This is a genomic window from Algoriphagus sp. SE2 (genome assembly GCF_039563885.1).
Lineage (GTDB): Bacteria > Bacteroidota > Bacteroidia > Cytophagales > Cyclobacteriaceae > Algoriphagus.
Map to the genome: position 1 here is coordinate 20,262 of NZ_JBCLWJ010000006.1, position 16,802 is coordinate 37,063.

General features: G+C 36.7%; 13 protein-coding genes. 9 read left to right on the top strand and 4 right to left on the bottom strand.

The window, feature by feature from the left end; all coding sequences use genetic code 11:
• Positions 1-562: 562 nt before the first annotated feature.
• From AAGF08_RS08930 to AAGF08_RS08940, 3 genes are all read right to left on the bottom strand, one after another.
• The gene (locus tag AAGF08_RS08930; protein ID WP_343510812.1) at positions 563-2,485 is read right to left on the bottom strand and encodes an OmpA family protein; all 1,923 of its coding nucleotides are present in this window, start codon (positions 2,483-2,485) and stop codon (positions 563-565) included.
• A 4-nt stretch (positions 2,486-2,489) separates the two neighbouring features.
• Positions 2,490-3,116, bottom strand: a complete 627-nt coding sequence (locus AAGF08_RS08935; RefSeq protein WP_343510813.1) for a 7-carboxy-7-deazaguanine synthase QueE — start codon at positions 3,114-3,116, stop codon at positions 2,490-2,492.
• A gap of 133 nt (positions 3,117-3,249) precedes the next feature.
• Positions 3,250-4,854, bottom strand: coding sequence for an amidohydrolase (locus AAGF08_RS08940; protein ID WP_343510814.1), 1,605 nt, complete (start codon positions 4,852-4,854; stop codon positions 3,250-3,252).
• Positions 4,855-5,026: 172 nt separating this feature from the next.
• On the opposite strand from AAGF08_RS08940, the gene AAGF08_RS08945 reads away from it, so the two are divergent.
• From AAGF08_RS08945 to AAGF08_RS08960, 4 genes are all read left to right on the top strand, one after another.
• Positions 5,027-7,954 (top strand): class I tRNA ligase family protein, encoded by a 2,928-nt coding sequence (locus AAGF08_RS08945; RefSeq protein ID WP_343510815.1) that lies wholly within the window; start codon positions 5,027-5,029, stop codon positions 7,952-7,954.
• Between the two features lie 96 nt (positions 7,955-8,050).
• Complete coding sequence (locus AAGF08_RS08950) at positions 8,051-9,076, top strand: glycosyltransferase family 4 protein (protein WP_343510816.1); 1,026 nt, start codon at positions 8,051-8,053, stop codon at positions 9,074-9,076.
• Positions 9,077-9,218: 142 nt separating this feature from the next.
• Positions 9,219-9,827 carry a DUF2202 domain-containing protein gene (locus AAGF08_RS08955; protein ID WP_343510817.1) on the top strand — a complete coding sequence of 203 codons (609 nt, stop codon included), beginning with the start codon at positions 9,219-9,221 and terminating at the stop codon, positions 9,825-9,827.
• 1 nt (position 9,828) lies between these two features.
• On the top strand, positions 9,829-10,269 hold the full coding sequence (locus AAGF08_RS08960) for a c-type cytochrome (RefSeq protein ID WP_343510818.1): 441 nt from the start codon (positions 9,829-9,831) through the stop codon (positions 10,267-10,269).
• Positions 10,270-10,951: 682 nt separating this feature from the next.
• On the opposite strand, the gene AAGF08_RS08965 is transcribed toward AAGF08_RS08960, so the two are convergent.
• On the bottom strand, positions 10,952-11,890 hold the full coding sequence (locus AAGF08_RS08965; RefSeq protein WP_343510819.1) for an AraC family transcriptional regulator: 939 nt from the start codon (positions 11,888-11,890) through the stop codon (positions 10,952-10,954).
• 176 nt (positions 11,891-12,066) lie between these two features.
• On the opposite strand from AAGF08_RS08965, the gene AAGF08_RS08970 reads away from it, so the two are divergent.
• The 5 genes from AAGF08_RS08970 (at position 12,067) to AAGF08_RS08990 (ending at position 16,783) form a co-directional block, all read left to right on the top strand.
• A complete protein-coding gene (locus tag AAGF08_RS08970) occupies positions 12,067-13,593 on the top strand; it encodes an aldehyde dehydrogenase family protein (protein WP_343510820.1) in 1,527 nt (508 codons plus the stop codon).
• A gap of 79 nt (positions 13,594-13,672) precedes the next feature.
• The gene (locus AAGF08_RS08975) at positions 13,673-14,071 is read left to right on the top strand and encodes a DUF779 domain-containing protein (protein WP_343510821.1); all 399 of its coding nucleotides are present in this window, start codon (positions 13,673-13,675) and stop codon (positions 14,069-14,071) included.
• 61 nt (positions 14,072-14,132) lie between these two features.
• A complete protein-coding gene (locus AAGF08_RS08980) occupies positions 14,133-15,296 on the top strand; it encodes a dipeptidase (RefSeq protein WP_343510822.1) in 1,164 nt (387 codons plus the stop codon).
• The gene (locus tag AAGF08_RS08985; protein ID WP_343510823.1) at positions 15,297-16,019 is read left to right on the top strand and encodes a VIT1/CCC1 transporter family protein; all 723 of its coding nucleotides are present in this window, start codon (positions 15,297-15,299) and stop codon (positions 16,017-16,019) included.
• Positions 16,020-16,024: 5 nt separating this feature from the next.
• On the top strand, positions 16,025-16,783 hold the full coding sequence (locus tag AAGF08_RS08990; RefSeq protein ID WP_343510824.1) for a DUF5995 family protein: 759 nt from the start codon (positions 16,025-16,027) through the stop codon (positions 16,781-16,783).
• Positions 16,784-16,802: the final 19 nt, after the last annotated feature.

Below are 16,802 nucleotides of genomic sequence, written 5' to 3' on the forward strand. Positions count from 1 at the left end.
ATTAAATAAAAATATTATTTGATAATTAAGTTTTCTATTTATCATTTAGTAATAAAACTAAATATTAAGTAATATCTGACTTAGAATAATAGCAACTCATAAATCTTATTAATTGCTTGACGAACTCAAATTAATAATGTAATATTTCTCAAAAAAATATAAGTCATTGATTTAAAATCAATTAGACAAAACTTGATTACCAAGTCAAAAATTAAAGGTTGGACTTCTATATTTCTTACTGAAATTTGACTTTTCACATACAACAAAAGAAATAAGACTTAAAACTCTAAAAAAATAATAAAAGGTACAATATTGAGGATCAACGGTTATTTTTTTCTTTATATTAATATTGACATTCTTAATTTATTCTAACTTATTTTATTCTAAAAAATCTTATAAAAAATTACTTATCATCAAGTACTTTATATTTTTATTGAAATTAATATAAACTTATAGTAAAATAATTACTAATTATTTAAATCAATTTGTAATATTATTTAAAATGTGATAAATCATTCGATAATAAAAACACTGAATCTAAGGGAGAAATTCATTTTTTCGACTATAAGACTTTTACAGTAATCCTCCTGTTTAAAGCCTGATTTTCAGGGCTGGAATTTGGAGCTACAGGGTCTTTATCTCCTCTACCTTCTACCATCACTCTAGCCGGATGCATCCCTTCATTCACCAAATATTGTTGGACACTTTTAGCCCGTTGCAAACTTAGCTGCTGGTTATAGCTCGGTGACCCCACATTATCTGTATGACCTGTTATCAGAATATTTACATTCTGGTTTTCCTGTAAAAATTTCAAAAGCCGCTTCAGAGATGACATGGACTCCGCTTTCAATTCGTATTTATCGAAATCAAAGAAAATATTCTCAAAGACAAATTCCTCTCCAGAGGCAACGGGAACTAATTCCACATTCAGGTCTTTGACATTTTTAAGCTTATCTCGCTCCACATTATAGATTTTTGGAATAAACCCTTTCTTTTCAACATAAAGCCCTGAAATAGATTTATCAGGATAAAGCATCATGAAATCTCCTGTCTTCCCATCTGATTTGAACTGGTAAAGTGTGCTATCATTTGTCAATGAGACCAATGAGAGGGTTGCATCAATCGGTTCCCCAGTTTTAGAATTGAAAACTTTCCCTCCTGTTACTGTCAGGTTTTCCCCCAAATAAATCGACTCTGGAAATTTAAATCGATACAAAAGTGACCTATCATTACCATTTTCCCCGGAAGTAAGTTCAGTGAAATAGGCATAATCTTTTTGGGCTGTAATAAAAAGTGCCACCTGATCTAAATGATCGTTTATTGGTAACCCAAGATTCTCCGGCGTGGAAAATTCACCTCCTTTTACTCGGGATAGAAAAATATCCATTCCTCCAAAACCTTGGTGTCCATCTGAAGCGAAAAATAAAATTTCATTATTGAAAAACATGAAAGGTGAAATTTCATCTTTGGCAGTATTCACAATATTCCCCAAGTTTTTGGCATCTGCCCAGGATCCATCATTTTGCCTTACACTATACCAAATGTCATTTCCTCCAAATCCCCCCCTTCTATTTGATGAAAAAAATAAAATTCTTCCATCAGCTGATAGAGAAGGTTGTGAATCCCATGATCTGGAATTCACTTTTTTCCCCATGTTAGTTGGTCGCTGCCAGTTTCCATTCACCTTATAAGCGATATACAAATCGCAGCTTCCTTCCGAATCCGGCGCATCACAACTCGTATAGATCAAAATATTCCCATCTGCCGTTACAGAACAAGTTCCTTCATTGTATTGGGAGTTTATTGTTTCGGCTATACTTACTGGATTGTTCCAGGTACCATCCGGCTCAGAATAGGCTGTATAAATATCTTCCTTATCAAAATTCCCTTTACCATCTCTTTTAGTGAATAAGATTTGTTCTCCATCTGCTGTCAAAACCGGAAAATATTGCAGCGGGAATTGATTAAGAGGATCGGATAGTTTTTCCTTTTCAATAGACATAGAGTTACCAAGCTGTTCCTCCAAAAAGTCAATCATAGATTTCATCTGTACATAGTACATCGTTTTCCTGAAGTCCTCATCAAAAAGGGGATCTGTATTTCGAAATTCATCATAGGCTTTTTGGAACTCTCCTTTCTCCATGTAGAGATTTGTAAAAAGCCATCCAAAATCTGCCACATTTTTTGTGCTGACATTTTTTCCTGCCAGCCGTTTTTTCCCTGCTTCGGCGACTTCCTCAGCCTCTTCAAGTCTACCCTGAGTAATGAGCAGTTGCGACATCTTAACATAAGCTTCCAAGAAAGAAGCCTCTCTATTGATCGCATCTTGATATTTTTTTATAGCTTGATCATACTGTCTGGAAAGAGTGAGTTCTTCTGCTTCTTTAAAAAATTTGATTGCCTTACCATCAATAATAGAATAGGTCTGTGCAAATGACAGACTAATATTGATCAAAAACAGAATTCCTACGAAAATTCGTCTCATGGACTTAGGGTATGTCCATAAATTTATGAGTTTGAAGCGAAATTTTCCAATTTGGATGATATTTCGTGTAGTTTATGATCTCAGGAGTGAATTTTGAAGCTTTACTCCATTCTGGCTGAAGTCGCAATTCACAAGCTTCATTTACTAACTTTGAATGCTCTTCTGCAAATTCAAAATCACTTGAATGAAAGATTACAACTTTCAATTCATTTGCTTTTTGATAAATGGATTCATGAGGTTTTTTAAACTTTTTGGGAGAAAAACATACCCAATCAAAGTCACCGGAAAATGGATGAGCCCCAGAAGTCTCAATGTTGGTAGTGAATCCTTTTTCTTTCAATAAAGATGTTAATGGCCCCAAGTCATACATTAAAGGCTCACCTCCTGTTATGACAACCAATCTTCCCGGATATTTCTCTGCTTCAGCTACAATCTTATCAATACTTTCCACAGGCCACTTACCTGCCTCCCAAGATTCTTTTACATCACACCAAACACATCCTACATCACAGCCTCCTAGCCGGATAAAATAAGCGGGATATCCTGTAAATCTTCCTTCTCCTTGGATGGTGTAAAATGCCTCCATGATCGGAAGCGATAGGCCTTTTGCAATAAGTTCTTCTGTCTTCATGAATTTTTGTTGAAGCGGGCAATTGAACCGCTGGTGAAAATCAGGTGCAAAGGTAAGGTTTTGTATCAGAAAAAATGAAAAAAAGGAGATTGCCTTATTTTAAGCTAATCTCCCTTAATAATACACCCTCTTATCAGTCCTTTTTGAGAGTAGGATATGTCACTCCTAACTGCTCCAAATAAGAATCATATTTAGTCTCATCGTAATAATATTTCTCCATCATGGGACGATATAGGTCCATGATCTGTTTGTTCAAGTATATAGGCGCCTGATCATCTGCAGTAATCATTGGTTTATATTCCTCTTCTTTAGTCTGAACATTTTCAAAATAATCCCAAGCTTCATCGACTAATTCAGGGTTTAAAAGAAAGTCCAAAATTGTCATTGCTTCTGCCTTCGCGCCTGCTGTAACACCTTTATGAGCAATTGGTGTTGCCATGGCAATGGCATTTGCCCAGTGATGTCCCGGTAGACCCGGAATATTGGAAGGAAATCTCAAGGTCACTGTTGGTAGAACCCATGAAACATCTCCGATATCATCTGAACCACCGGAACGGGGCGTGGTGACAGGAAGGCGAAGGGTATCAAGCTTAGTTGGCAACCCTTCAGGTTTAGTTGCTCCTACTTCTTCCTGGACTGCTTTAGCAAGCGTTTGATCTTCTTCAGACCATTCGGGCAATCCTACTTTAAGGATATTCGCATACATTTTTTCCGCAATTACCTTATTAAAGTGTCTTGGCCATGCTGTACCGAGAATCTTAGAAGTCATCTTAGTATCAGTCATCAAGGCAGCACCTTCCGCCATTTTATTCGCCACGTCATACATCTCCATAATTCCATCGTATTTTACATCTCTGAAATAATACCAGATTGATGCTTTAGATGGTACTACATTTGGCTGATCGCCACCGTCAGTAAATATGGAATGCGATCTTTTTAATGGATCTAAATGCTCTCTTCTATAATTCCATCCTACATTCATTAATTCGGCTGCATCCAATGCACTTCTGCCCCTCCAAGGCGCACCAGCTGCATGTGCTGCCTCTCCACTAAATGTATACTCTACGGAAATTAAACCTGTCCCAGAAGCTTGACCATAGCTCACTCCTAAATTATTTCCAACATGCGTGAAAATACAGATATCAATATCATCAAAAAGTCCATCCCGGACGAACCAGGCTTTTGACGCAACCAATTCTTCAGCAATACCTGGCCAAAGAATCAAAGTTCCTCCAATATTTTCCCTTTCCATAATTTTCTTTACTGCCAAAGCTGCAGTGATATTCAAAGGAATACCAGCATTGTGACCTTCCCCGTGGCCGGGTGCTCCCTCAATGATTGGTTTATGGTAGGCAACTCCTGGGTATTGAGAAGCTTTAGGAATATCATCTACATCGGAACCTAAGGCAATCACCGGTCCTTCACCATTGCTCCATGTTGCAAACCATGCGGTTGGAATACCTGAAACGCCCATTTTAATTTCGAATCCATTTTCTTGAAGAATACCTGTTAGATATTTGGAAGACTCAACTTCCTGAAAACCTAATTCTGCGAAGCTAAAAATCTTATCGACCATTACCTGGCTCATTTTAGCCTCCTGTTCAACAATCTGAAGGGCCTCTTGCTTTAAAGCCTCTTTCTGCTTATCTGAGTATTTTTTTTGGCCAAAAGAGATTTGAGTGATTAATAAGGTGAAACAAACTGTGAGGGATTGCCTCAATAAAGTAGAAATTTTCATAGGGTTGATGGTTTGGTAAATTGAAAAATACTAAAAAGTCATGAGTTGATTTCAAAAAAATGATCAGTGGATATAATTAATAGACAGGAGGAATTAGAGATTTTCATTCCAAACCCAGTCAATTTTTCTATTTTTGCAGGCGTTTAGCTAAAAAATCACGAATATTTTAATCATGGCGGAGTACACATTTAGGGAAATTGAGAATAAATGGCAGGCTTACTGGGAAAAGAACCAAACTTTCCTTGCCAAAGTAAATCCTGACAAACCCAAATTCTACACACTGGATATGTTTCCTTATCCTTCAGGTGCAGGCTTACATGTAGGCCATCCGCTAGGGTACATTGCTTCTGATATTGTGGCTAGATTCAAAACATTAAAAGGATATAATGTCCTTCACCCGATGGGCTATGATAGTTTTGGTTTACCTGCGGAGCAATATGCGATTCAAACAGGTCAACATCCAGCTATAACTACCGAACAGAACATCTCTCGCTACACAGAGCAATTAAAGAACATAGGATTTGCATTCGATTGGAGCAAGGAGGTACGGACTTCAGACCCATCCTATTACAAGTGGACGCAATGGATTTTCATGCAGCTTTTCAATAGCTATTATGATCAAGATGCAGATAAAGCAATCCCTATTGATTCACTAGTTTCAAGATTCGAAAAAGAAGGAAATCGAAGTATTAAAGCAGCATGCGACGACGAAACGCCAATATTCTCTGCTGAAGACTGGAATGCATTTTCTGAAAAAGAAAAACAGGAAATGCTGTTGAAATACAGATTAACATTTCTTGCTGAAACCACTGTAAACTGGTGTCCTGCATTGGGGACAGTTCTTTCTAACGATGAAGTTAAAGATGGTTTCTCTGAAAGAGGTGGGCATCCCGTTGAAAGAAAGAAAATGATGCAGTGGTCCATGAGAATCACTGCCTATGCGGATAGATTGTTACAAGGGCTTGACAAGGTTGATTGGTCAGAGCCAATCAAAGAAATGCAGCGAAACTGGATCGGAAAATCCATTGGAGCTGAAGTGATTTTCCAGGTAAAAGATTCCAATGAAACCATCAAGGTATTTACAACCCGAGTAGATACTATTTATGGAGTTACCTATTTGGCCTTAGCACCAGAATCAGATTTGGCTGCGGCATTGATAACAGAAGATCAAAGAGAAACAGCAGAAGCTTACATTGAGGTTGCGAAAAACCGCTCTGAGCGTGAAAGAATGAGTGATGTTAAAACTATCTCTGGAGCGTTTACGGGTTCATATGCTATTAATCCTTTTAATGGAGAAGAAATCCAAATTTGGGTAGCAGATTATGTCTTGGCAGGATATGGAACAGGTGCTGTCATGGCAGTTCCAGCTCATGATGAGCGCGATTACAACTTTGCAAAGCACTTCGGCCTAGAGATCCGACAAGTGATCGAAGGCTCCATGGAAGAAGGATCTTTTCCAGGAAAAGGTGGCCTGATCATCAACTCTGGTTTCATTTCCAATCTTTACATGAAAGATGCCATGATCAAAGCCATTGATTTTTTGGAAGAAAAAGGCATTGGAAAAGGGAAGATCCAATTCAGAATGCGTGATGCTATTTTTACAAGGCAACGCTATTGGGGTGAGCCACTTCCTGTTTATTTCAAAGATGGACTTCCTTATTTAATTGAAGAAAAGGACCTACCTCTGGTTCTTCCAGAAGTTGATAAATATTTACCTACCGAGGATGGAGCGCCTCCGCTTGGAAGAGCTAAAGATTGGACCTATAAAACAGCAGATGGTGAATATCCTCTAGAAATGAGCACGATGCCAGGTTGGGCAGGGTCAAGCTGGTATTTCTTTAGATACACAGACCCTAAAAATGAAACCGAATTTGCTTCGAAAAAGAATACTGATTACTGGGGGGCAGTAGATTTATACATTGGAGGTTCCGAACACGCAACAGGACACCTACTATACTCAAGGTTCTGGACCAAGTTCCTTTACGATCTTGGAGTAGTCAGCATCGATGAGCCCTTCCAAAAGATGATCAACCAGGGAATGATTCAGGGTAGATCAAATTTTGTATATCGTGTAAAACCTTTATTCACTGGAGCTAAAGGACAGGAGGGAGAAAAGGCAAACCTTCCAATGTTATTCGTATCCAAAAAATATCATGATGATATTCAAAATGGAACTTTAAGTATTGAGGATAAAAATACGATTGAAGAAAAATTCAAATCAATGTTCGTTAATCTTAATCCAACTTATGAGTATCATGGATTAAAGAAAATTGATACTTCAGAAATGCACGTCGATGTAAACATCGTTTATAACGATCAATTAAATCTTGAGAAATTCAAAGCTTGGAGACCTGATTTAGCAGATGCAGAATTCGTCTTGGAAGATGGAAAATATATCTGCGGGTTTGAGGTTGAAAAGATGTCCAAGTCCAAATACAACGTTGTCAATCCAGACGATATCATTGAGCGGTACGGAGCAGACACCTTGAGACTTTATGAAATGTTTCTAGGTCCCTTGGAGCAATTCAAACCATGGAATACCAATGGGATTGACGGTGTATTTAAGTTCTTGAGGAAGCTTTGGAATCTTTACCATACACAAGGAGGGGAATTCCAGGTTTCGGATGCAGAACCGAGCAAAGAAGAATATAAAGCGCTACACAAAGCCATCAAAAAGATGGAAGAGGATATGGCTAATTTCTCATTCAACACTTCTGTTTCCAGCTTTATGATTTGTGTGAATGAATTAAGCGTATTAAAAACTAACAAACGTAAAATTTTGGAACCATTGGCAATTTTGGTTTCTCCATATGCACCACATATTTCTGAGGAATTGTGGAGTCTATTAGGTCATAACACGTCCATAACAGAAGCTTCATTCCCTGTTTTTGATGAAAAATATTTAATAGAAAGTTCCTTTGAATATCCGGTTATGATTAATGGTAAAATGCGGGCTAAAATCCAATTGGACCTCTCTCTTTCAAAAGAAGAGATTGAAAAAGCAGCGCTAGCTGATGAAATAGTCCAAAAATGGCTGGATGGTAAAGCTCCAAAGAAAATGATTGTCGTTCCAGGGAAGATTGTAAACGTAGTCATTTAGGTTTATTTACTAAATAATTGGGGAGCAAGGAAACAAATCATTTGATTTCTTGCTCCTTTCCTGTTTTAAGGGCTATTTTAATTTTAAAAAGTAAAAATGATCATTTACACCTATCCAGTTCGTACTGCTTTTACTGACCGTGACCTGGAAATGATCAGTCCCCAAATGGCAATCAAGCCTTTAGAATTCACTCAAAGTCCAATTCAACTTCCATTCTACTTTTTCTTACAGTTTTTTCAGCTCTTATGGTATTTACCAAAAACAACGCAATACCTCTGTTTTTTCGGTGGCTACCATTCCGTTTTACCTGTTTGGTTTGGAAAAGTATTTGGGAAGAAATGCATTATAGAAGCAGGAGGAACTGATTGTATAAATATGCCCAAAATCGGATATGGTAATTTCAGAAAGAAATGGCTAAGAAAAGCCACTGTCTACAGCTTTAAAAATTGCAGCTTAATTATTCCTGTTGCTCAAGCCTTGGTAAAACAAGAATACAAATTCGATCAATCGATTTCTCCTAAGCAGGGTCTATTAAACCTAATTCCAGATTTGAAAACCCCTATTCAAATTATTCCTAATGGATTTGATACTGATTTTTGGAAAAATCTCAATTTATCAAGGCCTAAGTTTACTTTTCTTTCTGTAGCCACAGGCACTTCAAATCCTGCACGTGCAAGAGTGAAAGGATATGATTTAATTGAGGATTTAGCAAAATCTCATCCCGAGTGGAGCTTTACTTTAGCGGGAGATCCAAACTATAAGTCGATCAATCAAAACGTCACAATCTTAGGTAAACAATCCCCATCTGAACTTTTGGCGCTTTATAATTCACATCAATTTTATTTGCAGCTGTCTACTTCTGAAGGGTTTCCAAACTCGCTTGGAGAAGCCATGGCGTGTGGTTGCATTCCCATTGGGTCAGCAGTAGGGGCAATTCCTGAAATTATTGGAGATCCTAGGCTTCTTCTAACTCAAAAAAACATCCATGAACTAAATGAACTTATAGATTCCCTTTCGAATCTGGATTTAAAATCACTCCAAAAAAACTGTACCTTGATAATTCATCAAAATTATTCATATGCCAAAAGAAAGCAACAGCTTATAAAGGTATTAGTAGAGTAAGAAAACGATTCTATTTTTTTTCCTACCACAAAAACTTTTGGATTTTACCAAGCATTTTTTTCATTAAATATCTCCTGTACGTGATAAAGATCACTGCCTAAAAGCGAATAAAATCTGACCTTCCTAAAAATTAGAAAAGGTTATGAAAAAGCTCATTGGATTTTTCCTCATTCTATTATCCATATCTTCTTGTCAAGAAGATGAAAAGCCATTGCAAACAAGTGGTCTTACTGAGGCTGATCAAACTACGCTTCTCTATATGCGGGAGGAAGAAAAACTTGCTCATGATATCTACATCAATGCTTTTGACAAGTACGGAGTTTTAGCATTCCAAAATATTGCAACTAGCGAAACTAAGCATATAGAAGCCGTTTTAAATGCAATGAATAGGTATCAGGTTACAGATCCATTAAATGGAAGTACGGATGTTGGGGAATTTACTATTCCTGAAATACAAGACTTGTATCTCCAACTTTTAGAAAAAGTAAACGAATCCCAAAATGAAGCTTTGTTGGTAGGCTTGCTAATTGAGGACTTGGATATTTATGATTTGGAGAATGCAATAGCGGAGACAAACAATACGACACTGAGTTTTCTTTATGAAAACCTAAAATGCGGTTCGATGAATCATATGAGATCATTTGAAAGTTTGGCTAGTCTTTCCAGTCTGATTTATACTCCCATATATATTTCCCAGTCTGAATATGAAAGTATTATTTCCAGTCCTAGAACAAGCTGCAACAATCAATAATATGAATATCCTATATGCTTTATTTTCCTTGTTATTAATCCTGAATAGTTCAGAGAAAATCAACGATAAGGAAATGATTTTCCAGACTGGTGAATCTCAAGATCCCAAAGGGCTAATCTTATTAAAAAAGCACTGTTATCAATGCCATAATCCAAATACCACTTCTCATGATGAAATCCTAGCCCCTCCACTTTTTGGAATTAAGTCTCATTATAAAAAAGCCTATCCAGAAAGTGAACAGTTCATTAGGACTATGGTGGATTTTGTTAAAAACCCGATGGAAGAAAAGGCATTGATGAAAGGACCTATCAAAAGATTTGGGCTTATGAAAAACCCTGAGTTAAACCAAGAAGATATTCAGATAATTGTTGAGTATTTAGAGTCAAATGATCTAGAAAAACCAGTTTGGTTCGAGCAACACAAAAAATCTGGAAACCAATAAAGATGTCGTGTGATATTAATCACAGGGTCTAACAATAAATTGAATTAGTTTTGGAATTAATTATTAGAAAGCAAAAGTGTTAAAATAAAAGAGTAGGTTTTTGGTAATGGGTTAATTGATCGGAAAGTCATTCCAACTATTTGGAATGACTTTCTTTTTACTACTTAAATATCTAAACATTACTTTTGAAAGTCTAAGACGTATGTGTAAAGATTATTTTTATGAAAAATAGAAGTGTAGTTTTTTGATAGCTAAAACCGATTTTCCAACAGAAAGCAACAAATCCTATGAGTTTTTAACATTTGTTGAAAATTCCTTTAATTTCTACAGTTCAGAATATTCATAAAGATTTCAATGCATTTACCGCAGAATTATATTTTTAATCAAATTTTGATTTGATATGAATTTTAAACCGGTTTTTGGGTTTTCAACACTTTTCTTTCAAAAAACATCATTTTTTTAAACCACTTTTTTTGATTTCAGCATTTCTACAAATTTGAAGAGGAATAAAAAAAAGGGGCTTTTCGAAAAAAGCCCCTTGAGTGGGTCTATTGTCAATCGTCTAAAACCAAATAAAGTTTGGCAAAGATGCCTGTTGATTTGTTTTTATGACTTATATTATTTTCTAAACTTAATAAAAATGAATTAAATCTCACAAAAACGATTAAAAATTTTAAAAAATTTATTTTGATAAGAAACCACTGGAATGCGTTTGATAAACTTTTGGCGTTAGTCCAAATTCTTGTTTAAATGCCCGAATGAAATATGTGATATTTCTAAAGCCCGACATATAGCAAACTTCCTGAATCTGATATTCACCAAGTTGAAGATATTGCTTAGCTAATTTTAGCCTTTCGTGAAGAACAAATTCCATAGGAGTAAGACCCATATCCTGCTTGAAAGTTCTTAAAAAGTGCGATTTGCTCATACATGCCTCGCTTGCCAGTTCATCCAGTGAAATCGTTTCTCTTATATTATTTTTTATGTATTCTATAACATGAGCCATTCTATTCCCCGCTGCCAATTCCTTATAAGTCATTTCCATCATTTCTCTGGCCTGGGTTTGACTTAACCGAATCAATAACTCCTTCAAAGCAAGCGTAGCAATAAGATCTTTCTCTTTTGATCCGTCTTTTACTCCTATTCGGATAAATCTATTTATGATTTCAGAGAGATCCTTTGTATTAATCAGATGGAAATAGCTTAAATCAAGTCCCCAATCCTTAGAAATCATTTTATCTGGAAACTTTTCATTAAGTAGGTTAAAGGTTGCCTCAATCATTTCTTTCGATATAGAAAGGGCAATACATTGAGTAGGATTATCTAATTGGGCTTCCGGAAAGTCGATTTTCATCACTTCATTTGGAGGAACTATTACCGATTCTCCCGGAACATAATCAAAACCAGGCTTATCGAACAAATGCATCACCTTTTTACCCTTAAGCATGGTGGTTAAAACAAGATTGTCAAAAACCAATTTAACATCTTTTGCCTGCTGATGCGTTTCAAAAATATTAAGCTCACAATTTTCCAGGGTGTAGGTAGTTCTGTTCTCTACAAGTGTTTTTAAATCCCTAGTATTTCTCCAAGGCACTCCAGCTATAAAATTATTTTGGGCCATAAGTTATATTACTAAAAATTCAACGCTTCTCATAGATGCATTGTTTCTTTATTAATGGTTTTTCAGAATAGGATTTTTTTAAAAATATCAATATAGGTTGATGGGATGACCATCTAGTGTAATTTTTTAGCTAAAAAAATAAAGAGATTTGATTCAAACCAAAATAACCGTCTATTATGACAACACTAACATTATCTAAATCCAAGCCTGTGGAAAGACCACAAGTGAAAGAAAAATATGATCATTTTATCGGAGGAAAATGGGTAGCCCCAGCATCTGGAGAATATTTCGATAATATTTCGCCGATCGATGGTAAAGCTTTTACCAAAGCTGCAAGAGGAAATAAAGAAGATGTAGAAAAAGCTATTGATGCAGCACACGTTGCTTTTAAAACATGGTCTAAAACTTCTCCTACAGAACGAAGTAGAGTTCTTAACAAAATTGCCGACATCATAGAAGAGAATCTTGAGATGTTGGCAAGACTTGAAACGGTAGATAACGGAAAAGCTTTAAGAGAAACAAGAGCTGCAGATCTACCTCTTTGCATAGATCACTTTAGGTATTTTGCTGGCGTAATTAGAGCAGATGAAAGTACAATTTCAGAGCATGATGAAAACACAGTAAGTATTGCTCTTCACGAGCCATTAGGTGTAGTTGCACAAATCATCCCTTGGAATTTCCCGTTGTTAATGGCCACTTGGAAAATTGCTCCTGCTTTGGCAGCTGGCTGCTGTACCGTAGTGAAGCCAGCAGAACAAACGCCAACAAGTATTATGGTCTTGATGGAACTAATAGCTGATGTTGTACCACCAGGTGTAATAAACGTAGTTTCAGGATTTGGGGCAGAGGCAGGAAAACCGCTAGCTACTTCAAAAAGAGTCGCAAAAGTTGCTTTCACCGGAGAAACCACCACAGGTAGATTAATAATGCAATACGCATCTGAGAATCTAATTCCCGTAACGATGGAACTCGGTGGTAAATCACCAAATATTTTTATGAAATCAGTTGCAGACGCTGATGATGATTTCTTCGACAAGGCAGTTGAAGGAGCTGTAATGTTTGCCTTGAATCAAGGAGAAGTCTGTACTTGTCCTTCAAGAATTCTTGTCCATGAAGATATTTATGACAAGTTTATGGAACGGGTTATTGAGCGAACGAAAGCCATCAAACTGGGTCATCCCCTTGCCGAAGATACCATGATGGGAGCACAAGCTTCTAATGATCAGTATGAGAAAATTCTTTCCTATTTAGATATTGGAAAACAAGAAGGTGCTGTGGCTCTTTGCGGAGGAGAAAGCGCAAGTTTAAACTCAGGCTTAGAAACAGGTTATTACATCAAGCCTACCATTTTTAAAGGAAATAATAAGATGCGTGTATTTCAGGAGGAAATATTCGGGCCTGTCACTTGCGTCACTACTTTCAAAACAACCGAGGAGGCAATAGAGATCGCAAATGATACTATGTATGGATTAGGAGCAGGACTTTGGTCAAGAGATGCTCACGAACTTTATCAAGTACCTAGAGCAATTCAGGCAGGAAGAGTTTGGGTAAACTGCTATCATGCTTATCCTGCACACGCACCATTTGGAGGCTATAAAAAATCTGGATTCGGTAGAGAAAATCATTTGATGATGCTCGATCATTATAGACAAACCAAAAACATGCTTATCTCATATAGCAAGGAGAAATTAGGATTCTTTTAATTGTCAATCTAAATAAACCAGAAAAGGCAGGGGAATTTTCCTCTGCCTTTCTTTCCTTTAACATTAAACCCTCATTTCTATGGATCCAATTCAAAGAGTACTAATCACTGATAAAGCTAAAGAAGTAATAGACACACTTAGAAAGCGCTTTGGTTCCGAACTCATGTTTCACCAAAGTGGCGGTTGCTGTGATGGCTCCTCTCCTATGTGTTTCGAAAAAGGTGATTTCAAAGTAGGGAGTCAGGATATATGGATGGGAGAAGTTTATGGTTGCGACTTTTTTATGAGTGCAGATCAATTCGAATATTGGAAACACACGCAACTTACTCTCGACATTACCCCCGGTCGGGGAAGCAGCTTTTCTATAGAAATACCAATGGGGATCCGTTTTATTATTCGGTCAAAGCTTTTTACTGAAGATGAACTCCAAAATCTCAGCAGCATTAAAACAGGAGAAGAATATTTAGCAGAAAGCTAAACTTCCAGCAATTGCCCTTTCATCGCATTTTTCATTATCTTCATTTGCTTATTCAATAGCTATGAAGAAATCATTAATCACGCTTGGAGTAATTACCCTGATCTATTTTCTGGCAACCCTTTTTGTCCCATCCTATATCGAGGAACAAAGGAATCCGGTAAAATTGGCTCCTCCATATTCAGTATCTTCTGAGGCTCAGGAAATCTATGACAGGTTGGATTTTATCTCTGATTTACACTGTGATGCACTGCTTTGGGGAAGAGACCTAACTGTCAAAAGCGATATAGGAAGTGTGGATTTTCCAAGAATGAGAGAAGGCAATATCGCATTAGAAATGTTCACTATAGTTTCCAAATCACCTTCTGGCCAAAATATGGAAAGCAATAGTGCTGACACTTTTGATAATATTACTCCCTTAACAATTGCTCAAGGAAATGCACCCAATCAGTGGTTTAGTTTAATCAACAGAACTTTGGGACAAGCAGAAAGCCTTCATGAGTTTATAGAAAAAGAGAATGGAAAAGTAATTTTTGTAAAAGATAGAAAAAGCTTTGAATCATTAATTGAAGCAAGAAAAAACAATAAGTTCATTGTAGGGGCCATGCTTGGGATTGAAGGTGCCCATGCTTTGGAAGGCTCTTTAGAAAATCTTGATAAAGTGTATGAGTCTGGCGTGAGAATGATAGGCTTGACACATTTTTTTGATAACGAACTTGGTGGCTCAGCTCATGGAGAAAATGGAGCTGGATTGACTGATTTTGGAAAATCCGTCATCAAAAAAATGAATGAGTTGAATATTTTTATTGATTTGGCTCATTGTTCTCCCGCTATAATCGATGACGTTTTAAATATGACGAATAAACCTGTAATGGTTTCTCATATTGGAGTCCGTGCGGTTTTAGATTCTCAACGAAACCTTACTGATGACCAAATCAAAAGAATTGCAGCAAATGGTGGCATAATCGGAATTGCCTTTTTTGATATGGCAGTGGGGGAACCTGAATTAGATGGAATTATAGCTTCTATGAAGCATATCAGAGATTTGGTAGGAATAGAACATATTGCATTGGGATCTGATTACGATGGCGCAGTAGCAGTCCCTTTTGATATCACAGGACTCCCAATTATCGTTGAAGGCCTCCTAAATGAAGGTTTCACAGAAAGTGAAATCAAGGCAATTATGGGGGAAAATGTAAAACGCTTTTTCCAAAAAAATTTGAACTAAATGAATGAAGCTAATATCCACCAAGAGAGTAAGTATTTCCGGAAAGTTCAAGAATACTTAGGTGAATTTGTTTATGGAGGTATAGATGGTGCTGTAACCACATTTGCGGTAGTTGCAGGTGGTTTTGGCGCAGACTTAGCACCAGGAATTATTATAATTCTGGGCTTTGCAAATTTACTTGCAGATGGTTTTTCAATGTCCGTTGGTGCTTTCTTATCTGCAAAGAGTAATCAAGAGAATTACAAAAAACACGAGGCGATAGAATACTGGGAAATTGAAAACCTTCCAGATATTGAAAGAGAAGAAATTGTGGACATTTATAAAGCAAAAGGATTCAAGGGAGAGTTATTGGAGAAAGTAGTAGATCAAATTACTTCCAACAAGGATCTATGGGTTGCTGAAATGATGAAAGATGAACTTAATTTGATGGAAGAGACAAAAAGTCCTTTTAAAATCGGTTTAGCCACATTTATATCATTTATTCTGGTAGGCTTTATTCCTTTATTAGTTTATCTCTGGACATTTTTCAACCCTTCATCAATAAATGTTTTTTTATGGACGAGCATTTTGACAGCGGGAGCTTTTGTTATCGTAGGTTGGCTGAAATCCAATGTTAACCAAACGTCTAGTTTAAAAAGCATATCTGAAACAGTGGCCTTAGGTCTTTTAGCAGCAGTAGTAGCTTTTTATGTTGGTGACATTTTAGAGAAATTTTTCATTTGACCCTTATGAAAACGATAAATGACGTACTGCTTCGAATGGATCAAATTGTTGATGAGTGTAGGCATGAAAATTCCAGAATTGGATATTTTGCAATTCTTTATCGGCAGGTAACCAGAAGGATTAAAAAAGGGATTCTTGAGTTAGAATTTCAAGACAATCCAAGAATGGAAAAACTGGATATTCTCTTTGCCAGTCGATTTATTGATGCCTATGATAGTTGGAAATCAGGCCAAAAAACTACCCACAGCTGGATTGAAGCTTTCGAAGCTAGTAAATCGGGAAAATATCTCGTGCTACAAAACTTATTTTTAGGAATCAATGCACATATCAATTTGGACTTGGGGATTTCTGCTGCTGAGACTATGGGAGAAGAGCCTTTGGAAGGAATTCAAAATGATTTTAATAAAATCAATTCCATTTTAGCTGAGTTGGTTGATGGAGTTAAAGAAAACATCAGCAAAGTATCTCCTATTTTTGGGCTCTTAATCCCATTGGCCAAGGGAAAAGATGAGATGCTTTTAAACTTCAGTATCGAACTTGCCAGGGACGGCGCATGGAAATATGCAGGGGAATATTATTCCGCTTCTGATAAAGAATTTCTAATTGAAGAAAGGGATAAAAAAATCTCCACGCTAGCAAGAAAGCTTATAAATCCAGGGAAATTTTTATCCTTCATTATTAAAATTATAGGCTTCGCAGAATGGAAATCAGTAAGTAATACGATGGACCAATTAGATAGCTTAGGCGAGAAAGCGATTCTGTGACAAGGAATCTTGAATTTCT